Here is a 300-nt window from a genome sequence, read left to right as displayed (position 1 = left end):
AGGGCCGAAAGGAGGTCCATGGCCTCCTCTACCCCGATGCTTCCCGCCTGCAACATCTCCAGCACGCGCCTTTTCTCTTCCATGCTAGGCCTCCACTTCCAGGTTGCTGGCGAAAGCCCTCACCCTAAGGACCGCCCGCCCTTCCCCAAGCCGGTACCCGCCCGGCGCCCGGGTCCAGGCGCCCTCTACCTCCAGCGAGGAAAGCCGGGCCTCTACCTCCAAAAGGAGGTCCGAGCCGGGGAGGAAGCGGAGCTCGGCGTTGGCCGCCTTGAGGTCCAGCCCGTGGCGCCCTTCCTTGAG

The 300-nt window shown here is 67.3% G+C and carries 2 protein-coding genes; both read right to left on the bottom strand.

The window, feature by feature from the left end; genetic code table 11:
• On the bottom strand, nucleotides 1-83 hold an 83-nt coding region (locus BVI061214_RS14140), incomplete at its 3' end, for an SHOCT-like domain-containing protein (protein WP_428843219.1).
• A gap of 1 nt (nucleotide 84) precedes the next feature.
• Nucleotides 85-300: hypothetical protein (locus BVI061214_RS13125; protein WP_428843218.1), on the bottom strand; the 216-nt coding region annotated here is incomplete at its 5' end.

The organism is Thermus aquaticus, from assembly GCF_001280255.1.
GTDB classification, from domain to species: domain Bacteria; phylum Deinococcota; class Deinococci; order Deinococcales; family Thermaceae; genus Thermus; species Thermus aquaticus.
This window is presented reverse-complemented; position numbering and strand designations above follow the sequence as displayed.